Source organism: Pseudomonas sp. ADAK21, assembly GCF_012935735.1.
In the GTDB taxonomy this organism is placed as follows: Bacteria; Pseudomonadota; Gammaproteobacteria; order Pseudomonadales; family Pseudomonadaceae; genus Aquipseudomonas; species Aquipseudomonas proteolytica.
Genome location: NZ_CP052857.1, coordinates 3,325,144 through 3,342,694, shown reverse-complemented (window position 1 = coordinate 3,342,694; position 17,551 = coordinate 3,325,144). Strand labels below are relative to the sequence as shown.

At 59.3% G+C, this 17,551-nt stretch carries 17 protein-coding genes; 7 read left to right on the top strand and 10 right to left on the bottom strand.

The genetic code is table 11. The annotated features are described in order from the left end of the window. Nucleotides 1-10: 10 nt before the first annotated feature. Nucleotides 11-655 carry a DUF1120 domain-containing protein gene (locus HKK57_RS15160; protein WP_154906655.1) on the top strand — a complete coding sequence of 215 codons (645 nt, stop codon included), beginning with the start codon at nt 11-13 and terminating at the stop codon, nt 653-655. Here the strand turns inward: HKK57_RS15160 and HKK57_RS15155 are convergent. The 5 genes from HKK57_RS15155 to HKK57_RS15135 all read right to left on the bottom strand — a co-directional run bounded on the left by HKK57_RS15155 (nt 652) and on the right by HKK57_RS15135 (nt 6,175). Beyond that, complete coding sequence (locus HKK57_RS15155) at nt 652-1,908, bottom strand: CynX/NimT family MFS transporter (RefSeq protein WP_104910868.1); 1,257 nt, start codon at nt 1,906-1,908, stop codon at nt 652-654. The genes HKK57_RS15160 and HKK57_RS15155 overlap by 4 nt on opposite strands. 97 nt (nt 1,909-2,005) lie before the next feature. Beyond that, nucleotides 2,006-2,770 carry an amino acid ABC transporter ATP-binding protein gene (locus HKK57_RS15150; protein WP_169390365.1) on the bottom strand — a complete coding sequence of 255 codons (765 nt, stop codon included), beginning with the start codon at nt 2,768-2,770 and terminating at the stop codon, nt 2,006-2,008. 11 nt (nt 2,771-2,781) lie between these two features. Then, a complete protein-coding gene (locus HKK57_RS15145; protein WP_029297939.1) occupies nt 2,782-3,879 on the bottom strand; it encodes an amino acid ABC transporter permease in 1,098 nt (365 codons plus the stop codon). Nucleotides 3,880-3,889: 10 nt separating this feature from the next. Continuing rightward, nucleotides 3,890-5,071: an amino acid ABC transporter permease gene (locus tag HKK57_RS15140; protein WP_029297937.1), complete on the bottom strand. Its 1,182-nt coding sequence runs from the start codon at nt 5,069-5,071 to the stop codon at nt 3,890-3,892. A gap of 72 nt (nt 5,072-5,143) precedes the next feature. After that, entirely contained in the window at nt 5,144-6,175 is a 1,032-nt protein-coding gene (locus HKK57_RS15135; RefSeq protein WP_029297935.1) for an amino acid ABC transporter substrate-binding protein, read from the bottom strand. Between the two features lie 343 nt (nt 6,176-6,518). Between HKK57_RS15135 and HKK57_RS15130 the strand changes: the two genes are divergently transcribed. From HKK57_RS15130 to HKK57_RS15120, 3 genes are all read left to right on the top strand, one after another. Further along, nucleotides 6,519-7,175: an alpha/beta hydrolase gene (locus HKK57_RS15130; protein WP_169390364.1), complete on the top strand. Its 657-nt coding sequence runs from the start codon at nt 6,519-6,521 to the stop codon at nt 7,173-7,175. Between the two features lie 96 nt (nt 7,176-7,271). Continuing rightward, nucleotides 7,272-8,747, top strand: coding sequence for an ATP-dependent RNA helicase RhlB (rhlB, locus tag HKK57_RS15125; protein WP_169390363.1), 1,476 nt, complete (start codon nt 7,272-7,274; stop codon nt 8,745-8,747). A gap of 148 nt (nt 8,748-8,895) precedes the next feature. Continuing rightward, the gene (locus HKK57_RS15120) at nt 8,896-10,023 is read left to right on the top strand and encodes an NAD(P)/FAD-dependent oxidoreductase (protein ID WP_169390362.1); all 1,128 of its coding nucleotides are present in this window, start codon (nt 8,896-8,898) and stop codon (nt 10,021-10,023) included. Between the two features lie 55 nt (nt 10,024-10,078). Here HKK57_RS15120 and moaE read toward each other — a convergent pair whose 3' ends face one another. From moaE to HKK57_RS15095, 5 genes are all read right to left on the bottom strand, one after another. Then, nucleotides 10,079-10,531, bottom strand: coding sequence for a molybdopterin synthase catalytic subunit MoaE (moaE, locus tag HKK57_RS15115; RefSeq protein ID WP_029297926.1), 453 nt, complete (start codon nt 10,529-10,531; stop codon nt 10,079-10,081). A gap of 2 nt (nt 10,532-10,533) precedes the next feature. Next, a complete protein-coding gene (moaD, locus tag HKK57_RS15110; protein ID WP_029297924.1) occupies nt 10,534-10,776 on the bottom strand; it encodes a molybdopterin converting factor subunit 1 in 243 nt (80 codons plus the stop codon). Then, nucleotides 10,773-11,246, bottom strand: coding sequence for a cyclic pyranopterin monophosphate synthase MoaC (moaC, locus tag HKK57_RS15105; protein WP_029297921.1), 474 nt, complete (start codon nt 11,244-11,246; stop codon nt 10,773-10,775). Before moaC ends, moaD begins: the two co-directional genes overlap by 4 nt. 150 nt (nt 11,247-11,396) lie before the next feature. Then, nucleotides 11,397-12,791: a PhoH family protein gene (locus HKK57_RS15100; protein WP_029297919.1), complete on the bottom strand. Its 1,395-nt coding sequence runs from the start codon at nt 12,789-12,791 to the stop codon at nt 11,397-11,399. A gap of 339 nt (nt 12,792-13,130) precedes the next feature. Continuing rightward, entirely contained in the window at nt 13,131-14,255 is a 1,125-nt protein-coding gene (locus HKK57_RS15095; RefSeq protein WP_169390361.1) for a polysaccharide deacetylase family protein, read from the bottom strand. 466 nt (nt 14,256-14,721) lie between these two features. On the opposite strand from HKK57_RS15095, the gene HKK57_RS27340 reads away from it, so the two are divergent. The 3 genes from HKK57_RS27340 (at nt 14,722) to yaaA (ending at nt 17,329) form a co-directional block, all read left to right on the top strand. Further along, nucleotides 14,722-15,135 (top strand): 2OG-Fe(II)-dependent halogenase WelO5 family protein, encoded by a 414-nt coding sequence (locus tag HKK57_RS27340; protein ID WP_442962268.1) that lies wholly within the window; start codon nt 14,722-14,724, stop codon nt 15,133-15,135. Nucleotides 15,136-15,179: 44 nt separating this feature from the next. Beyond that, on the top strand, nt 15,180-16,082 hold the full coding sequence (locus tag HKK57_RS15090; protein WP_169390360.1) for an EamA family transporter: 903 nt from the start codon (nt 15,180-15,182) through the stop codon (nt 16,080-16,082). Between the two features lie 467 nt (nt 16,083-16,549). After that, the gene (yaaA, locus tag HKK57_RS15085; protein WP_070995615.1) at nt 16,550-17,329 is read left to right on the top strand and encodes a peroxide stress protein YaaA; all 780 of its coding nucleotides are present in this window, start codon (nt 16,550-16,552) and stop codon (nt 17,327-17,329) included. Nucleotides 17,330-17,551: the final 222 nt, after the last annotated feature.

Here is a 17,551-nt window from a genome sequence, read left to right as displayed (position 1 = left end):
GGTACGCGCCATGAAAACCGTTGCCCTTTCCAGCCTGCTGTTTCTGACCTGCGCTCAATCGGCGGTGGCCGTGTCGATGGTCGACCTGAGCGTCCAGGGCCAGATCATTCCCCGCGCCTGTACGCCGCAGTTATCCGGCAGTGGCCTGATCGACTACGGCAAGATTTCCCGCCAAGACTTGAATCTGGAGCAAGGCACGCGTCTGCCGCTCAAAACCCTGCAGGTCAGCATCGACTGCAACGGGCCCAGCCGCTATGCCTTGCGCATGCGCGACAACCGCGACGGGTCGGCCACGGTCAACAGCGAAATCTACTACGGGCTGGGATTCGACACGGCGGGCAATCGGCTCGGCCTCTACTCCATGAGCTTCGACCCGCGCCAGACCCAGGCGGACAGCAGCGCGCAGATCTACGGCACCGAGTCCACCACCGGCGGCCTGGGCTGGCGCACGGCCAACCTGAACCCTGTCGACATCGGCGCCACCAGCTACCTGGGTTTCACCGACACCGAGGGCAGTACCGCCGGGCCGACGGCAATCGCCACCCTCAACACCACCGTGCAGATCCGCACGGTTATCAATGCCCGGCAGAACCTGGACTTGAGCGTTGAAACCGACCTCGATGGCTCGGCGACTCTGGAAGTGGTGTACCTCTAGAGTCTCTCGCTGGCGACGTGAACATAACGGGCGCGCCCGGCACCGAGGCCAGCGATGATCGCCCCCACACCCAGCAGCGCGAAGATCCAGCCGGTTGCCGCCCAGCCACCGGTCCAGTCGTGTACCAGACCAACCGCCAGCGGGCCGAGGGACGCCAGGGTGTAGCCGACGCCCTGGGCCATGCTCGACAGGTTGGCGGCCACATGGGCATCCCGTGAGCGCAGCACGATCAGGGTCAGCGCCAGGCTGAACGTACCGCCCTGCCCCAGGCCCAAGACAATCGCCCAGCCCCACAGGCCGTCGAGCGGCGCATACAGGCAACCGAACAGGCCGCCGAGGGTCAGCAGCATCACCACCACAATGGCCAGGCGCTGATCCTTGCCGCGGGTGGCCAGCCACGGTGCCGCAAGGGAACTGGCCAGTTGCACGATCACCGATCCCGACAGCACCAGCCCGGCCTGGGTCGCGCTCAAGCCACGGTCGATCAGGATCGACGGCAGCCAGCCAAACACGATGTAGGCCAGGGAGGATTGCAAGCCCATGTACAACGTCACTTGCCAGGCCAGGGGATCACGCAGCAAACCGCGCACCCGATAGGCCACTTGATGGGTTCCCTGTTTCTGTCCGACCTGAGGCAACCAACACAGCGCCGCCAGCAGTGCCGGCACCATCCAGAAGCCCAGGCCGATTTTCCAGCTGTCGCCAAAATGCTGGCTCAACGGCACCGTAGCCCCGGCGGCGAGCGCCGCGCCCAGGCACAGGGCCATGGTGTAGACACCGGTCATGACCCCTGCATGCCGGGCGAAATCACGCTTGACGATCCCGGGCAACAGCACGCCGATGATGCCGATGCTGGCCCCCGCCAGCAGGCTACCGGCGAACAGCCCGACAGCGCCCAACGAACTGCGCAGGATGATCCCCGCCGCCAGTGTCAGCAAAATCCCCAGCACCACCCGTTCGGCGCCGAAGCGCCGGGCCAGGAACGGCGCCAGCGGCGCAAACAGGCCCAGGCACAGGACCGGCAGCGTCGTCAGCAACCCAGCCCTGGCCGCCGAGAGGCCGAGGCTTTCGGACACATCGTTGAGCAACGGCGCCATGCTCGACAATGCCGGGCGCAGGTTCAACGCCACCAGCACCAACCCCAGCAGCAACAGCCAGGCCCGGTTGACGACCGGCTGACTGTGCTGCACCTGGTCATCATCGGCTTCGGCGTCGATCAGCAATTCTTCAAGTGCGTTTTCTGGGCGGGGCATGGTGCTCTCGGGTTCAAGGCGGGATTGTGCGCGAGAGAGCCATGGTAATGCCCTGCACTACCTTGTGGCGAGCGGGCTCGCCACAGTGGGGGGTGGGTTAATGCAGGATCTGGCTCAGGAACAACCGGGTCCGCTCGTTCTGCGGGTTGTCGAAGAAATCGTTCGGCGCCGCCTGTTCGACGATTTCGCCCTTGTCCATGAAGATCACGCGGTTGGCCACGGTGCGCGCAAAGCCCATCTCGTGGGTCACGCAGAGCATGGTCATGCCGTCTTCGGCCAGGCCGATCATGGTGTCGAGGACTTCCTTGACCATCTCCGGGTCGAGGGCCGAGGTCGGCTCATCGAACAGCATGATCTTGGGCTTCATGCACAACGCCCGGGCAATCGCCACGCGCTGTTGCTGGCCGCCGGACAATTGCCCCGGAAACTTGTGGGCCTGCTCCGGGATGCGCACGCGCTCCAGGTAGTGCATGGCAATTTCCTCGGCCTTGCGCTTGGGCATCTTGCGCACCCACATCGGCGCCAACGTGCAGTTCTGCAGGATGGTCAGGTGTGGGAACAGGTTGAAGTGCTGGAACACCATCCCCACTTCGCGGCGCACGGTTTCGATCTGCTTGAGGTCGTTGGTCAGCTCCACGCCATCGACCACAATGCGCCCCTGCTGGTGCTCTTCCAGGCGGTTGAGGCAGCGGATGGTGGTGGACTTGCCCGAACCCGACGGGCCGCACAACACGATGCGCTCGCCCTGCTTGACGTTGAGGTTGACGTCTTTCAGTACATGGAACTGGCCGTACCACTTGTTGACGCCCTGCATCTGGATAATGCCTTCAGGGCTCACCGGCTGTTTGATCGCTTCGCTCATAACAACAACTCCTAACGCTTGTGGCCAGTGTCGAGCTTGTGTTCCAAATGAATGGAATAGCGCGACATGCCAAAACAGAAAATCCAGAACACCAGGGCCGCGAACACATAGCCTTCAGTAGCCATGCCCAGCCATTTCGGGTCGGCGGCGGCTTGCTTGACGCTGTTGAGCAGGTCGAACAGACCGATGATGATCACCAGGCTCGTATCCTTGAACAGCGCGATAAAGGTGTTGACGATGCCCGGTATCACCAGCTTCAACGCTTGCGGCAGGATCACCAGGCCCATGCTGCGCCAGTAACCCAGGCCCATCGCCGCCGCGGCTTCGTACTGGCCTTTGGGAATGGCCTGCAAGCCACCACGCACCACTTCTGCCACGTAGGCCGACTGGAACAGGATCACGCCGATCAACGCCCGCAACAGCTTGTCGAAGTTCATACCTTCAGGCAGGAACAGCGGCAGCATCACCGACGCCATGAACAGCACCGTGATCAACGGCACGCCGCGCCAGAACTCAATGAAGGTCACGCAGATCACGCGAATCGCCGGCATATTGGAGCGCCGCCCCAACGCCAGCACGATACCCAGCGGCAAGGCGCCTGCGATACCGACGGTGGCGATCACCAAGGTGAGCATCAGGCCGCCCCATTGGCTGGTCGCGACGTTGGTCAGGCCAAAGATCCCGCCGTGCAGCAGGAAGAAGGCAATGATCGGGTACAACACCAGAAAGCCCAGGCCATAGATCGCCTTGGGTTTAAAACGCGAGATGAACAACGGCGCAACGCCGACGATCGCCAGCCACACGGTCAGGTCTACGCGCCAGCGCAGGTCGCCGGGGTAATAGCCGTACATGAATTGCCCGAAGCGCTGCTGGACAAACACCCAGCAGGCGCCCTCCTTGGTGCAATCGGCCTGGGTGGTGCCGACCCAGTTGGCGTCGAGGATCGCCCAATGCAAAATCGGCGGCACCACCAGATAGACCAGGTAGATCGCCAGCAACGTCAGCAGGGTGTTGAACCAACTGGAGAACAGGTTGGCGCGCATCCACGCCATCGGCCCGAACACTTTGTTCGGTGGCGGCATGTCAGGTTTGAAAATATGGGAAGTCATGCAGGTTTCCTCACCGCTCGATCAGCGCAATGCGCTTGTTGTACCAGTTCATCAACAGGGAAATGCTGATGCTGATCGCCAGGTACACGCTCATGGTGATGGCAATGACCTCAATGGCCTGGCCGGTCTGGTTGAGCACCGTGCCGGCAAACAGCGAGACCATTTCCGGGTAGCCGATGCCGGCGGCCAGGGATGAGTTTTTCGCCAGGTTCAGGTATTGGCTGGTCAGCGGCGGGATGATCACCCGCAGCGCTTGCGGGATGATGACCTTGCGCAGCGTAGGCCCCGGACGCAGGCCCAGGGAGCGCGCGGCTTCGGTCTGGCCGTGGCTCACAGACTCAATGCCCGAGCGCACGATCTCGGCAATAAACGCGGCGGTGTAGACGGTAAGCGCCAGGGTCAGTGCCAGCAGTTCGGGGATCAATACCCAGCCACCGACAAAGTTGAAACCCGCAAGCCTTGGCATTTCCCAATGCAGCGGCACACCGAAGATCAAGACGCACAACGCCGGAATCACGATGAACAGCGCCAGGCCCGCCCAGAACTTGTGGAACGGTACGCCGGTGGCTTCAAAGCGCTTGTTGGCCCAACGCGCCATCAGCACGATTGCCACGATGGCCGCCCCGACACTGGCCACAAACGGCCAGAAACCGTCAGCCGCCAGCGCCGCCGGCATATTCAGGCCCCGGGCGCTCATAAAGAATGTATCGCCCAAGTTGTGGCTGTTGCGCGGCAACGGCATGGTCAGGAAGACCGCGAAGTACCAGAACAGGATCTGCAACAACGGCGGAATATTGCGGAACACTTCCACATACACCGTCGCCAGTTTGTTGATCATCCAGTTCGGTGACAGACGCGCCACCCCAATGATGAAACCGAGCAGTGTCGCCAGGACCACACCGATCACGGTCACCAGCAACGTGTTGAGCAGGCCGATCACAAAGACCCGGGCATAGCTGTCCGATTCGGTGTAGTCGATCAAATGCTGAGCGATGCCAAACCCGGCACTGCGCTCCAGGAAGTCAAAGCCGGAGGTAATGCCCCGGTGCTGAAGATTGGTTTGCGTGTTGTTGAACAGATACCAGCCCAACGAAACCACCGCGACGATGGTGATGATCTGAAATAGCCACGCGCGCACTTTGGGATCGCTGAAGCTGAGCTTCTGCTTGGGTGCGCCGATTTGAGTTTGCATTGAGTGCCCCAGAAATAATGGAACAGAACATCACCCAGCGGTTGGCCCACCGGGTGATAGAACCATCAGCGATCAGCGCACAGGGGGTGCGTATTGAATGCCACCGTTGTTCCACAGCGCGTTCAGGCCACGGTCGATTTCCAGGGGAGTGCTCTTGCCCAGGTTGCGCTCGAACACTTCGCCGTAGTTACCGACCTGCTTGACGATCTGTACGACCCAATCCTTCTTCACTTTCAGGTCTTTGCCGTATTCGCCGTCAGCACCGAGCAGACGCGCGACGTCCGGGTTCTTGGTGGCCTTGGCTTCGGCTTCAACGTTTTTCGAGGTGATACCGGCTTCTTCAGCGTTGAGCATGGCGTAGCCTACCCAGCGCACGATGGCCAGCCACTCGTCGTCGCCATTACGCACGACCGGGCCCAGGGGCTCCTTGGAGATGGTTTCCGGCAGCACCACGTAGTCCTTCGGCGCGGCCAGCTTGCTGCGCTGGGCGAACAGTTGCGACTTGTCGGAGGTCAGCACGTCGCAGCGCCCGGACTCCAGGGACTTGGCGCTTTCATCGGAGGTGTCGAAGGTGATCGGGGTGTACTTGAGGTTGTTGCCACGGAAGTAGTCGGAAACGTTCAGCTCGGTGGTGGTACCGGCCTGGATGCAGATGGTTGCACCGTCCAGTTCCTTGGCACTTTTTACGCCCAGCTTGCTGTTGACCAGAAAGCCGATGCCGTCGTAGTAGGTGATAAAGCCCGGGAATTTCAGGCCCATGCCCGCATCGCGGGAGCTGGTCATGGTGGTGTTGCGCGACAGGATGTCGACTTCGCCCGATTGCAGCGCGGTGAAACGCTCCTTGGCATTCAACTGGCTGAACTTGACCTTGGTCGCATCGCCAAACACGGCTGCGGCCACGGCGCGGCAGTAGTCAGCGTCGATCCCGAGGATCTTGCCGCTGGCATCCGGCACCGAGAAACCCGGCAGGCCGTCGCTGACGCCACATTGCACAAAACCTTTCTTCTGCACTGCATCCAGGGTGGCGCCGGCCTGGGCCAGGCCGCTGATCCCTAATACGGTCGCCGCGGTCACGATGGCCAGGGTGGACTTCAATACCTTCATTCAAACCTCCAGTTGCTCTTGTTGTGTCGGAGCTCGAACCCCTGCCCACCCTTATGAGGCGATATCGACCCGTGTTGGCTTTTTTTGGGGTCAAGCAGCAGAGGCTGTCGCTGTCATTGCAGCGGCTATCCCAGAGGCGGCAGTCACTGATAGTGTTACCGTCCCGGATAGTTCTGACATCGACCTACACATAGCAAGCGCCGTACCAGAGTGTCGGCTGAGCCGTTTGCGCCCAGGATCTGTCGCAAAACAGTCAACCATGCGACATCCTGTTAACTGATCCACCGTCCACGCACTGCCCCGACGCCTCCCATCGGCGCGCACGCACATTTTTGGAGCACACATGACCGACCCCTTGATTCTTCAGCCCGCCAAGCCCGCAGATGCCTGCGTCATCTGGTTGCATGGCCTGGGTGCCGATCGCTACGACTTCCTGCCGGTGGCCGAAGTGCTGCAGGAAACCTTGCTGTCCACACGCTTCGTATTGCCCCAGGCACCGACCCGCGCGGTGACCATTAATGGGGGCTACGAGATGCCAAGCTGGTACGACATATTGGCCATGAGCCCGGCGCGGGCCATCAGCCGTGAGCAGCTGGATGAATCGGCCAAAATGGTCATCGATTTGATCGAGCAACAAAAAGCCAGCGGGATAGACGCCTCGCGAATTTTCCTCGCCGGTTTTTCCCAGGGTGGCGCCGTGGTCCTGCACGCCGCGTTTGTGAAATGGCAAGGGGCCCTGGGTGGCGTGCTTGCCCTCTCCACCTATGCACCCACTTTCAGCGATGAGCTGGAACTGTCCGCCAGCCAACAGCGCATTCCGGCCCTGTGCCTGCACGGCCAGCACGATGAAGTGGTGCTCAACGCCATGGGCCGCAGCGCCTATGAGCATTTAAAGCAGCGTGGTATCACCGTGACATGGCAGGAATACCCAATGGGTCACGAAGTGTTACCCGAAGAAATCCGCGACATCGGCACCTGGTTGGCCGGCCGCCTGGGCTGAAAACCGACCATTGTGTAGCCGCATGACCAACGCACTACGCCGCGCCCGATTCTTGCATTACACTGGCCGGCGTACATTCCTTAACCAATTGATGAGATGACCGTGCTCAAAGCACTCAAGAAGATGTTCGGTAAAAGCGAGGCTGAACCACTCGCCCCTGTTCCCAGCGCCCCTGTCCAGACCTCAGGCAGCCGCAACGACGGTAAACAGCCTGGCCGAACAGCGCCTGTTGCCTCGCCAAAACCGCCGCCCGTAAAGCCTGCTGTCCCGGCACCCGTCGCCGCCCAGCCCGCAGAAGAATCCGCGCGTGCGGAAAAGCCGCGCCGCGAACGCGCGCCAAAACCGGTGGCAAAGCCGTGGAAGCTGGAAGACTTCGTGGTCGAGCCCCAAGAGGGCAAGACGCGCTTTCACGACTTCAAGCTGGCCCCGGAACTGATGCACGCCATCCAGGACCTGGGCTTCCCGTACTGCACGCCGATCCAGGCACAGGTATTGGGCTTCACCCTGGCCGGCAAAGACGCCATCGGCCGCGCCCAGACCGGTACCGGCAAGACCGCTGCGTTCCTGATCTCGATCATCACCCAACTGCTGCAGACCCCGCCGCCCAAAGAGCGCTACATGGGTGAACCTCGGGCCCTGATCATCGCCCCGACCCGAGAGCTGGTGGTACAGATCGCCAAGGACGCCGCCGACCTGACCAAGTACACCGGCCTCAACGTCATGACGTTCGTGGGCGGCATGGACTTCGACAAACAGCTCAAGCACCTGGAAGCGCGACACTGCGACATCCTGGTCGCCACCCCGGGCCGTTTGCTGGACTTCAACCAGCGCGGCGACGTGCACCTGGACATGGTCGAGGTGATGGTGCTGGACGAAGCCGACCGCATGCTCGACATGGGTTTTATCCCGCAAGTGCGCCAGATCATTCGCCAGACCCCACCGAAAAACGAGCGCCAGACCCTGCTGTTCTCCGCGACCTTCACCGAAGACGTGATGAACCTCGCCAAGCAGTGGACCACCGACCCGTCCATCGTCGAGATCGAAGCGCTGAACGTCGCCAGCGAAAACGTCGAACAGCATATCTATGCCGTGGCCGGTGCCGACAAATACAAGCTGCTCTACAACCTGGTCAACGATAACGGCTGGGAGCGGGTCATGGTGTTTGCCAACCGCAAGGACGAAGTGCGGCGCATTGAAGAACGCCTGGTGCGCGATGGCGTCAATGCTGCGCAGTTGTCCGGTGATGTGCCGCAGCACAAGCGGATCAAGACCCTGGAAGGCTTTCGCGAAGGCAAGATCCGCGTGCTGGTGGCCACCGATGTGGCAGGCCGTGGGATTCATATCGACGGCATCAGCCACGTCATCAACTTCACCCTGCCGGAAGTACCGGACGATTACGTGCACCGGATCGGCCGTACCGGGCGTGCCGGCGCTGCGGGTGTGTCGATCAGCTTTGCCGGGGAAGATGACTCGTACCAGTTGCCATCGATCGAGACGCTGCTGGGCCGCAAGATCAGTTGCGAAACGCCGCCGACGCACCTGTTGCGGGCCGTGGAGCGCAAACGCCCTTAAAACGGGTGCAGGAGCGGGCTTATGTGGGAGCGGGCTTGCCCGCGATAGCGGTGTGACAATCACTGAAGTGATTGACTGACACACCGCATTCGCGAGCAAGCCCGCTCCCACATTTGCCTTCAGCGCTTTCAAATTCAAGGAGGACCACATGAACCAGGCTGATTACCTCATCATCGGCGGCGGCATTGCCGGTGCCAGCGCCGGTTACTGGCTGTCCCGACACGCCCGCGTCATCGTGCTGGAGCGTGAGTCCATGCCGGGCTATCACTCCACTGGCCGCTCCGCCGCCCTCTATATCGCCGCCTATGGCACGCCACAAGTGCGCGCCCTGACCCTGGGCAGCCGCGACTTCTTCGATCACCCACCTGCAGGTTTTACCGAGCACCCTTTGCTCACGCCCCGTGGCGAAGTGCTGGTGGACCTGCTTGGCGACCCGGAAGAGCTGCAGCGCCAATACCTGAGCGCCAAGGCGCTGGTACCCGAAACACGCCTGCTGGACACCGAAGAAGCGCTGCAGATGCTGCCGATCCTGCGCCGGGAAAAAGTCCATGGCGCGATCTACGACCCGACCGTCTGCGATATCGACACCGATGCGTTGTACCAGGGCTATTTGCGCGGCATTCGGCGTAACGGCGGGGCTATTCATACCGACAGTGAAGTGCAAAAGCTCAACCGTGACAGTCAGGGCCAGTGGCAAGTGCGCACCTCACAACAGCGCTACAGTGCGCCAGTGATCATCAACGCCGCCGGGGCCTGGGCCGATACCATCGGCGAGCTGGCCGGTGCACAAAAAATCGGCCTGCAGCCCAAGCGCCGCAGTGCCTTTGTGTTCGCCCCGCCTGCCGAAATGAATATCCATGGATGGCCGGAGTTGGCCGCCCTCGACGGTTCGTTCTATATGAAGCCCGACGCGGGGATGTTCCTCGGCTCACCGGCCAACGCCGACCCAGTCGAGCCCCACGACGTGCAGCCCGAAGAGCTGGATATCGCCACGGGCATCTATCACATTGAAGAGGCCACGACCCTGACCGTCCGCCGCCCAGCCCGGACCTGGGCGGGGCTGCGCAGTTTTGTCAGCGACGGCGATCTGGTCTGTGGCTTTGATCCGCAGGTAGAGGGTTTTTTCTGGATCGCGGCCCAGGGCGGCTACGGGATCCAGACCTCGCCGGCGATGGGTCAGGCCAGCGCGGCGCTGGTGCGTGGGCTCGGATTGCCCGAGCCTTTGCAGCGCGCCGGGCTGACCGAGGCGATGTTATCGCCTGGTCGCCTGGGTTGATCGTGCTGCTGGACTCGTCCAGACGATAGGGTGTGACGGGCACACGGAGGGCCACTCACGCCTTCCAGCGATCAGCCGCCCTATGATCACTGGCCCGCCCTTCCACCCAGCGCGCCCCTTCGCTGGTGTTTTCCTTCTTCCAGAACGGCGCTCGGGTCTTCAGGTAGTCCATCACAAACGCACAAGCATCAAACGCGGCCTGGCGATGGGCACTGGCGGCAGCGACGAACACAATAGGTTCGCCGGGCTCCAGGGCGCCGATGCGGTGCAACACCTCGAGCTTGAGCAGCGGCCAGCGTTGCTCGGCCTCAACCGCGATCTTGGCCAGGGCCTTTTCGGTCATGCCGGGGTAGTGCTCAAGGAACATTCCCGCCACGTCGAGGCCATCGTTGAAGTCGCGCACATAGCCAACAAAACTCACGACGGCGCCCACACCCACATTGGCGGCGTGCATGGCGTTGACTTCGGCGCCGGGATCGAACGGTTGGGTTTGTACACGAATGGCCACGGTCAGCCTCCGGTCACGGGCGGGAAAAATGCCACTTCGTCGCCGGCCTGCAGAGGCTCGTCGAGGCCACACAGTTCCTGGTTGCGCGCGCACATCAGGCTGGTCTCGTTGAGCACCGCAAAGTCTGGGTCACTGGCCAGCGCCAGGCGTACGGCGTCGACCGTGGCGAAGTCGCCTTCGACCTCCAGGGAATCGAGGCCCACCGCTTCGCTGTAACGGGCAAAAAACAAAACGTTGATACTCATGCCTGGTCCGCCTTGAAATGCCCGCTCTTGCCACCGAGTTTTTCCAGCAGGCGAATGTTTTCGATGGTCATGCCACGGTCCACCGCTTTGCACATATCGTAGATGGTCAGCGCGGCGACACTGGCCGCCGTCAACGCTTCCATCTCCACGCCGGTCTGCCCGGACAGCTTGCAGCGCGCAACGATATGCACGGTATTTTCCCCTTCGGCGGCCAGCTCGACCTTGACCCCGGTCAGCATCAGCGGATGGCACAGGGGGATCAGATCACTGGTCTTTTTCGCGGCCTGGATCCCGGCAATGCGGGCCACGGCGAACACGTCGCCCTTGGGGTGGGCGCCGTCGACGATCATTTGCAGGGTCTGGGGCAGCATGCGCACCCGCGCTTCGGCCACGGCTTCACGGAACGTCACGCTTTTGTCGGTGACGTCGACCATATGGGCACGGCCCTGGGAATCGAGATGAGTCAGCACGGGGATACTCCTGATCAGAAGCCCCGATTGTAAACCCAACGCCGATCAAAATGTGGGGGCTGGCTTGCCTGCGATAGCGCTGTGTCAATCAACCTATCATCGACTGAACCACCACTATCGCGGGCAAGCCCGCTCCCACACTGAACGCGGTTACAGATGGGATTCGGCGTATTCGGCCAGAATCGAGCGTGGTACCCCTTGCAGCGCAATGTGCACGCCGTTCGGGAAGTCCTTGAAGCGTTCCGTCAGGTAGGTCAGCCCGGAGCTGGTCGCGGACAGGTAAGGGGTGTCGATCTGTGCCAGGTTGCCCAGGCACACCACTTTGGAACCGGCACCGGCACGGGTGATGATGGTTTTCATCTGGTGCGGTGTGAGGTTCTGGCATTCATCGATCAAAATCAGGCTCTGCTGGAAGCTGCGACCTCGGATGTAGTTGAGGGATTTGAACTGCAACGGCACTTTGCTGAGGATGTAGTCGACGCTGCCATGGGTGTTTTCGTCATCCATATGCAGGGCTTCGAGGTTGTCGGTGATCGCCCCCAGCCACGGCTCCATTTTTTCTGCTTCGGTGCCGGGCAAAAAGCCGATTTCCTGGTCCAGGCCCTGCACACTGCGGGTGGCAATGATGCGGCGATAGCGCTTGGTGACCATGGTCTGCTCGATGGCAGCCGCCAGGGCGAGGATGGTTTTCCCCGAGCCGGCAGCCCCCGTCAGGTTGACCAGGTGGATGTCCGGGTCGAGCAGCGCGTACAGCGCCAGGCTCTGGTAGATATCACGCGGTTTCAGGCCCCAGGCTTCCTGGTGCAGCAGGGGTTCCTGATGCAGGTCGAGGATCAGCAGCTTGTCGACCTGGATCTCTTTGATCCAGCCCACAAAGCCCTGTTCGTCGATGATGAATTCGTTGATGTGCACGGCCGGCAGGTTGTCGGTCAGCTGCACCTGGTGCCAGGTGCGGCCATGGTCCTGGCGGGTTTCGACCTTGCTGACGCGGTCCCAGAACGAGCCGGTCATGGTGTGATAACCACGGGACAGCATCGACACGTCGTCGACCAGTTGGTCGGTACTGTAGTCCTCGGCAGCGATCCCACACGCTCGTGCCTTGAGGCGCATATTGATGTCTTTGGTCACCAGCACCAGGCGCAGGTCCTTGTCGCGCGCATGCAGGTCGATCAATTGGTTGATGATCTTGTTGTCGTTGAGGTTTTCCGGCAGCAGGCTGTTGGGTTCGCTGCGCTTGCTCATCAGGATCGACAGCAAGCCCTTGGGCCCGCTCTTGCCACGCTGGATCGGTACGCCGACCTCAACATCCTCGGGCGAGGCTTCACCCAGGGTCTTGTCGATCAGGCGGATCGCCTGGCGGCATTCGGCGGCGACGCTGTGGTGCCCACTTTTGAGTTTGTCGAGTTCCTCAAGCACGATCATCGGGATGGCGACGTGGTGTTCTTCGAAATTGAGCAACGCGTTTGGATCGTGGATCAAAACATTGGTATCAAGCACATAAAGGATTGGCTGGTCGGAAGAAGGGGTACGTCCATGATCATCCATACTCGGTCACCTTTGTGGGAGCCAGTCGACGCAATACCACAACAGTGCTGCGCCTCGATTCGACCACCGAATGCACCTGAGGGACGTCAAGTGCATTGCCCACCTGAGGAGTCTGGGAAGACGCCACCTGTGGTACAGGTTTCGGCGATCTGTCTTCGTAATACCGCAAAACCCATGACAGGAAAAAGCACTTTGACGCTTTTTTGAAGTTTATTTTTCAGGATGACGAATAGCACTGGCGGGGCGCCACGCACACCGCTAAAGTCGGAAGTCCGCCTGCATCGAAATGTCGCAGCAAATCACCCCGAAAAACCCTCATCCCCAGCAGGGCCGGGCACTTCAGCGAAATGCCTCGCGACACTCCTGCCAACCCAAGCCACTCTGCGCCGTTGCCTGCAACAACATCGGCAATGCCACCCGCGCCTTGTCCTGGGTGTCGTGGAACACAATCACCCCTTTGCGCCACAACAACATCAGCGTCAGCACCCGCTGGGCCGACTCGTCGGCCTTGAGCTGGCCGGGCTCATCCTGGGAGTCGATATCCCACAGCGCCACTTGCAGGCCCTGGGCCTGGAAGAAGCCCTGGCTGTCGGCCCGGCGCTGGCCATAGGGCGGACGGAACAGCGGCACATAGTTTTCCGGCAGCAGGTTCTGGGTCAGTGATGCACTGCGGGTGATCGAACTCTGCCAGTCGACCCAATGGCTGTGGGAGCGGTACTGCCAGCCCTGGATGCCCACGCACTGGCCTTGATACAACGCCTGCACATCAGCAGCCGACGTCTTCTCCAGGCGGGTTTGCAGGCTGTTGCCCAGGGCAAAGAAGGTGGCCGTCATTTTCTGCTTGCGCAGGTAATCGGCCAGCCAGTCGGTTTGGCCGTTAAGTGGCGCCGGGCCGCCATCGAAGGTCAATAGAAACAGGCGGTCGTTGAGTTCATCGCCATTGCGCTCGAAATCACCAAACCGTGCGACTTCGCTGCTGATCTGCGGGAACAGAGCCGCCTTGCGCAGCAACTCGTCCAGATAGCGCTGGTGAAAGGTGCGGCTAGGGCCGGCCCAGCCTATGTAGAAGGATTGGTCGCTGACCTCGAATTTGCCGGCCTGCTCGCGCAGGTCGTCCATGTTGTCCACCAGGTAGCAGAACGAGGCGTCCTGTTCGCAGCTTTGCTGGGCAAATCCGTAGTTCTCCAGCAACCGTTGCCAGAGGTGGCGACGCAGGTCGTCGATGGCGCCCTGGTTGATGATCTTCAGCCCCAGGCGTTGCTTGAGGGCCGCCTCATCCAAGGCCTCGCTGGCCAGCAGCGTGTGGGCGAACATGAGGATTTCGGCGCGTGACGCCACATCGAACAGCGCCGGGCTGCTGAGTTTTTCCGGCCAGGTGCCACGGTCGAGGCTCGCGACATCTACCGGGGCGGCGTGGACATTCAGGCACAACAGGCAAACCGATAATAAAAGCGTTATTCGCACGCGGGGTCTTCCTCTGCAGAATTACCGGCCATGATAGCGGACTGTCACCGTTGCCGTTGTCCTGGCTTGGAATCGCTTCGTTAAACACATTGGCCGAACTCAAGCGCATTGCTGATTTATAACGACGCCGCAAAAGTATCAAAGGCGTGTTCCGTCATACACCTACCTAGCCGAACGGACAGTTGTGCAGTCTGTGCTGCCTATGCAACAAATAAATACGATGTATTTATCGCAACCCGAACAAAATAAAAGAATAGCAAGCACAGACCCAAAGAACGCGAGACAGGTGTCAAGGGGAATTAATGAATATAAGTAAAATAGAATCCTACTTAACAAGCGCAGAGATAGAATCAGCCCACAGATGTGCTACGAGGCTAATTTTATCACTGCCGAATAAAGTGAAAATGAATAACAATCGAGTACTCCTTGGCTATGGTGGAGGAAAAGACAGCAGCTACACTGTAGCCTGGGTCAGGTATATACAACATATCACGCTGACGGCATCTCTAACCCCCTGCACACCGATAATATATTACGCGACGGGAGCGGCTCAGGACTTGCCGTCACCGCAGTCAAACACCAACTAAGTTGTGTCGTTTTCCTACAAGAATGCACTCAAGGCGGCAGGCTGTGTATCCATCAAAAAACATGGGACCCGTCTCATGAGCGTTTTAAAGTTAAAGGGGAACTGGGGTATCGTGAGGATGTGATCAGCGGCAGCAATGCCTGTGACTACTCCCCTCGGCGAGGCGATATCTACGTATTCAATCCCAATCACTACCACCAAATCCTTGCTGTTTCAGGTACGACCCATATCACAATGGGGTTTTTCCTAGGCATCGTTGATGACGATATGAAAAAAGCTATTGCGTGGAGTTAGGCAGCAGGTACTTACGGCCACCCTGCAGTACTGAGGAAGTCAACATGTTCATTAAGGATATTTTTTTAGCGATCAGCGTAATGCTCATTTGGGGGCTGAATTTTGTTGTAATCAAAATAGGCCTAAACCATATGTCACCCTTTTTTTTGGCCGGTTTGAGATTTGCGCTTGTCGTATTCCCGGCTGTTTTCTTCATACCGATGCCCAGAGCCCCCCTCAAATGGCTAATCATTTATGGGGTAACGATCAGCTTTGGCCAGTTTGCGTTACTATTTTTAGCAGTCCAGTTAGGCATGTCTGTTGGCGTAGCATCACTGGTGATACAGAGCCAAGCATTTTTTACAATGTTTCTCGGTGTTTTATTGTTATCTGAGAAACCAGGAAAGAGCCAGATGATCGGTGCGTTGGTTGCGTGCATGGGTATAGCATGTCTGGCCAAAGACGCCGTGGGCGGTGATTTTCGAGTTGGAAACGGCTCTCTAGTGACATTATTTTTAACGCTTGGCGCAGCGGCGTGTTGGGCAATGGGAAATATCGCCAACAAGATAATTCTACGCCGATGGCAAGTGCCCACTCTTTCGTTAGTAGTGTGGAGTGCATGGGTGCCTATTATTCCATTTTTTGTCTGTTCATGGATGTTCGAAGGGGATATTTCTATGCTGACTCGCGTAATGGAAATAAATACTCAGACGATTCTGTCACTGATCTACTTATCTTTTTTTGCGACGATCATTGGCTATGGTATCTGGGGAGGGCTGCTCAAGCGTTATGAAACTTGGCGCGTTGCACCCTTTTCACTATTGGTCCCAGTGGTCGGCCTGACGAGTGCGTCGTTGATATTGAAGGAAGTGCTATCGGCAACCCAGATGCTCGGAGTGGCAATTGTCGTGATCGGCCTACTCATCAATACTTTTGGTGGATATTTACATATAAGTAAAAAATCTTAACCAACTAGCGAGACCTCATAAACTTTTTACGACATCTGCCCCCCCAACTAAAGCTTCAGGTATTAACATGTTAATCCCCAGCTGCATGTCCTCTTGGCTACCGAACTGAGCTTTGAAAAGGTCCGTCAGCTAGTAGGGCAGAACCTGATCGGAGAGATGACCTGACCCTCCTTTTGCCGACGCCTGATGTGGAAACTCTTGGCGCTTTCGAATTGATCCAAATTCCGTCGGCTCGAACGCCGCTATCGCAGCATAAATACACGCCACAAGAGCTGGCGAGGTTTGCAAAAGAGGCCATCGGCTGGGTAGCCAGCCGGTGACTCAAAGATGCGTAGATACCTATGGCTACACAGGCAAGCCAGCCATATCAATCCGTGTCACGCCAGTTTTGGTGCCTATCGCCATCATAGGTGGAGTCAAACCGCCCTACCCCCTAGAATCCCCCGACGATTACAGGAGACGACTTCATGCTGATGGTGATTTCCCCCGCCAAAACCCTCGATTTCGAGACTGCGCCTGCGACCCAGCGCTTTACCCAGCCGCAATACCTCGACCACTCCCAGGAATTGATCGAGCAGTTGCGCGAACTGAGCCCGGCGCAGATCAGTGAACTGATGCATGTTTCCGACAAGATCGGCGGCCTCAACGCCGCACGTTTCGGCAGCTGGAGCCCGGCCTTCACCCCCGCCAATGCCAAGCAGGCCCTGCTGGCGTTCAAGGGCGACGTGTACACCGGCCTGAATGCCGAAACCTTCAGCGATGCCGACTTCAGTTACGCCCAGGACCACCTGCGCATGCTCTCCGGCCTGTACGGCCTGCTGCGCCCGCTGGACCTGATGATGCCGTACCGCCTGGAGATGGGCACCAAGTTGGCCAACGCCCGTGGCAAGGACTTGTACGCATTCTGGGGCACACGGATCAGCGAGTGGCTCAATGAAGCCCTGGCTGAGCAAGGCGATGATGTACTGCTCAACCTGGCGTCCAACGAGTACTTCTCCGCGGTCAAGCGCCCGGCCCTCAACGCGCGGATCATCAACACCGAGTTCAAGGACCTGAAGAACGGCCAGTACAAGATCATCAGTTTCTACGCCAAAAAGGCCCGGGGCATGATGAGCCGCTTCGTGATCGAAGAACGCATCAACGACCCGGCCCAGCTCAAGCAATTCGATGTGCAGGGCTATCGCTTCAATGCCGAGCAGTCCAAGCCGGATAACCTGGTGTTTTTGCGCGATCACGCACCGGAATAGGTCGACAGCACAACGCAAGTCCCATGTAGGAGCTGGCTTGCCTGCGATAGCGGTGGGTCAGCTGCACATTCAGCAACTGGCAGACCGCTATCGCAGGCAAGCCAGCTCCCACATTTTTATCCGCATTCCCCCAATGAAATCGTCATTATTTTGGCGCCAAAAATATTTCTTCAGAATTCATAACGTTTCTTTCACTCGACATCCGTCAGTTTTTTTCGTAGT

What these genes read in the sequence shown, in the direction of transcription:
- HKK57_RS15160 (WP_154906655.1), top strand. Translation starts at nt 11, where the DNA reads ATGAAAACCGTTGCCCTTTCCAGCCTGCTGTTTCTGACCTGCGCTCAA.
- HKK57_RS15155 (WP_104910868.1), bottom strand. Translation starts at nt 1,908, where the DNA reads ATGCCCCGCCCAGAAAACGCACTTGAAGAATTGCTGATCGACGCCGAA.
- HKK57_RS15150 (WP_169390365.1), bottom strand. Translation starts at nt 2,770, where the DNA reads ATGAGCGAAGCGATCAAACAGCCGGTGAGCCCTGAAGGCATTATCCAG.
- HKK57_RS15145 (WP_029297939.1), bottom strand. Translation starts at nt 3,879, where the DNA reads ATGACTTCCCATATTTTCAAACCTGACATGCCGCCACCGAACAAAGTG.
- HKK57_RS15140 (WP_029297937.1), bottom strand. Translation starts at nt 5,071, where the DNA reads ATGCAAACTCAAATCGGCGCACCCAAGCAGAAGCTCAGCTTCAGCGAT.
- HKK57_RS15135 (WP_029297935.1), bottom strand. Translation starts at nt 6,175, where the DNA reads ATGAAGGTATTGAAGTCCACCCTGGCCATCGTGACCGCGGCGACCGTA.
- HKK57_RS15130 (WP_169390364.1), top strand. Translation starts at nt 6,519, where the DNA reads ATGACCGACCCCTTGATTCTTCAGCCCGCCAAGCCCGCAGATGCCTGC.
- rhlB (WP_169390363.1), top strand. Translation starts at nt 7,272, where the DNA reads ATGACCGTGCTCAAAGCACTCAAGAAGATGTTCGGTAAAAGCGAGGCT.
- HKK57_RS15120 (WP_169390362.1), top strand. Translation starts at nt 8,896, where the DNA reads ATGAACCAGGCTGATTACCTCATCATCGGCGGCGGCATTGCCGGTGCC.
- moaD (WP_029297924.1), bottom strand. Translation starts at nt 10,776, where the DNA reads ATGAGTATCAACGTTTTGTTTTTTGCCCGTTACAGCGAAGCGGTGGGC.
- HKK57_RS15100 (WP_029297919.1), bottom strand. Translation starts at nt 12,791, where the DNA reads ATGGATGATCATGGACGTACCCCTTCTTCCGACCAGCCAATCCTTTAT.
- HKK57_RS15090 (WP_169390360.1), top strand. Translation starts at nt 15,180, where the DNA reads ATGTTCATTAAGGATATTTTTTTAGCGATCAGCGTAATGCTCATTTGG.
- yaaA (WP_070995615.1), top strand. Translation starts at nt 16,550, where the DNA reads ATGCTGATGGTGATTTCCCCCGCCAAAACCCTCGATTTCGAGACTGCG.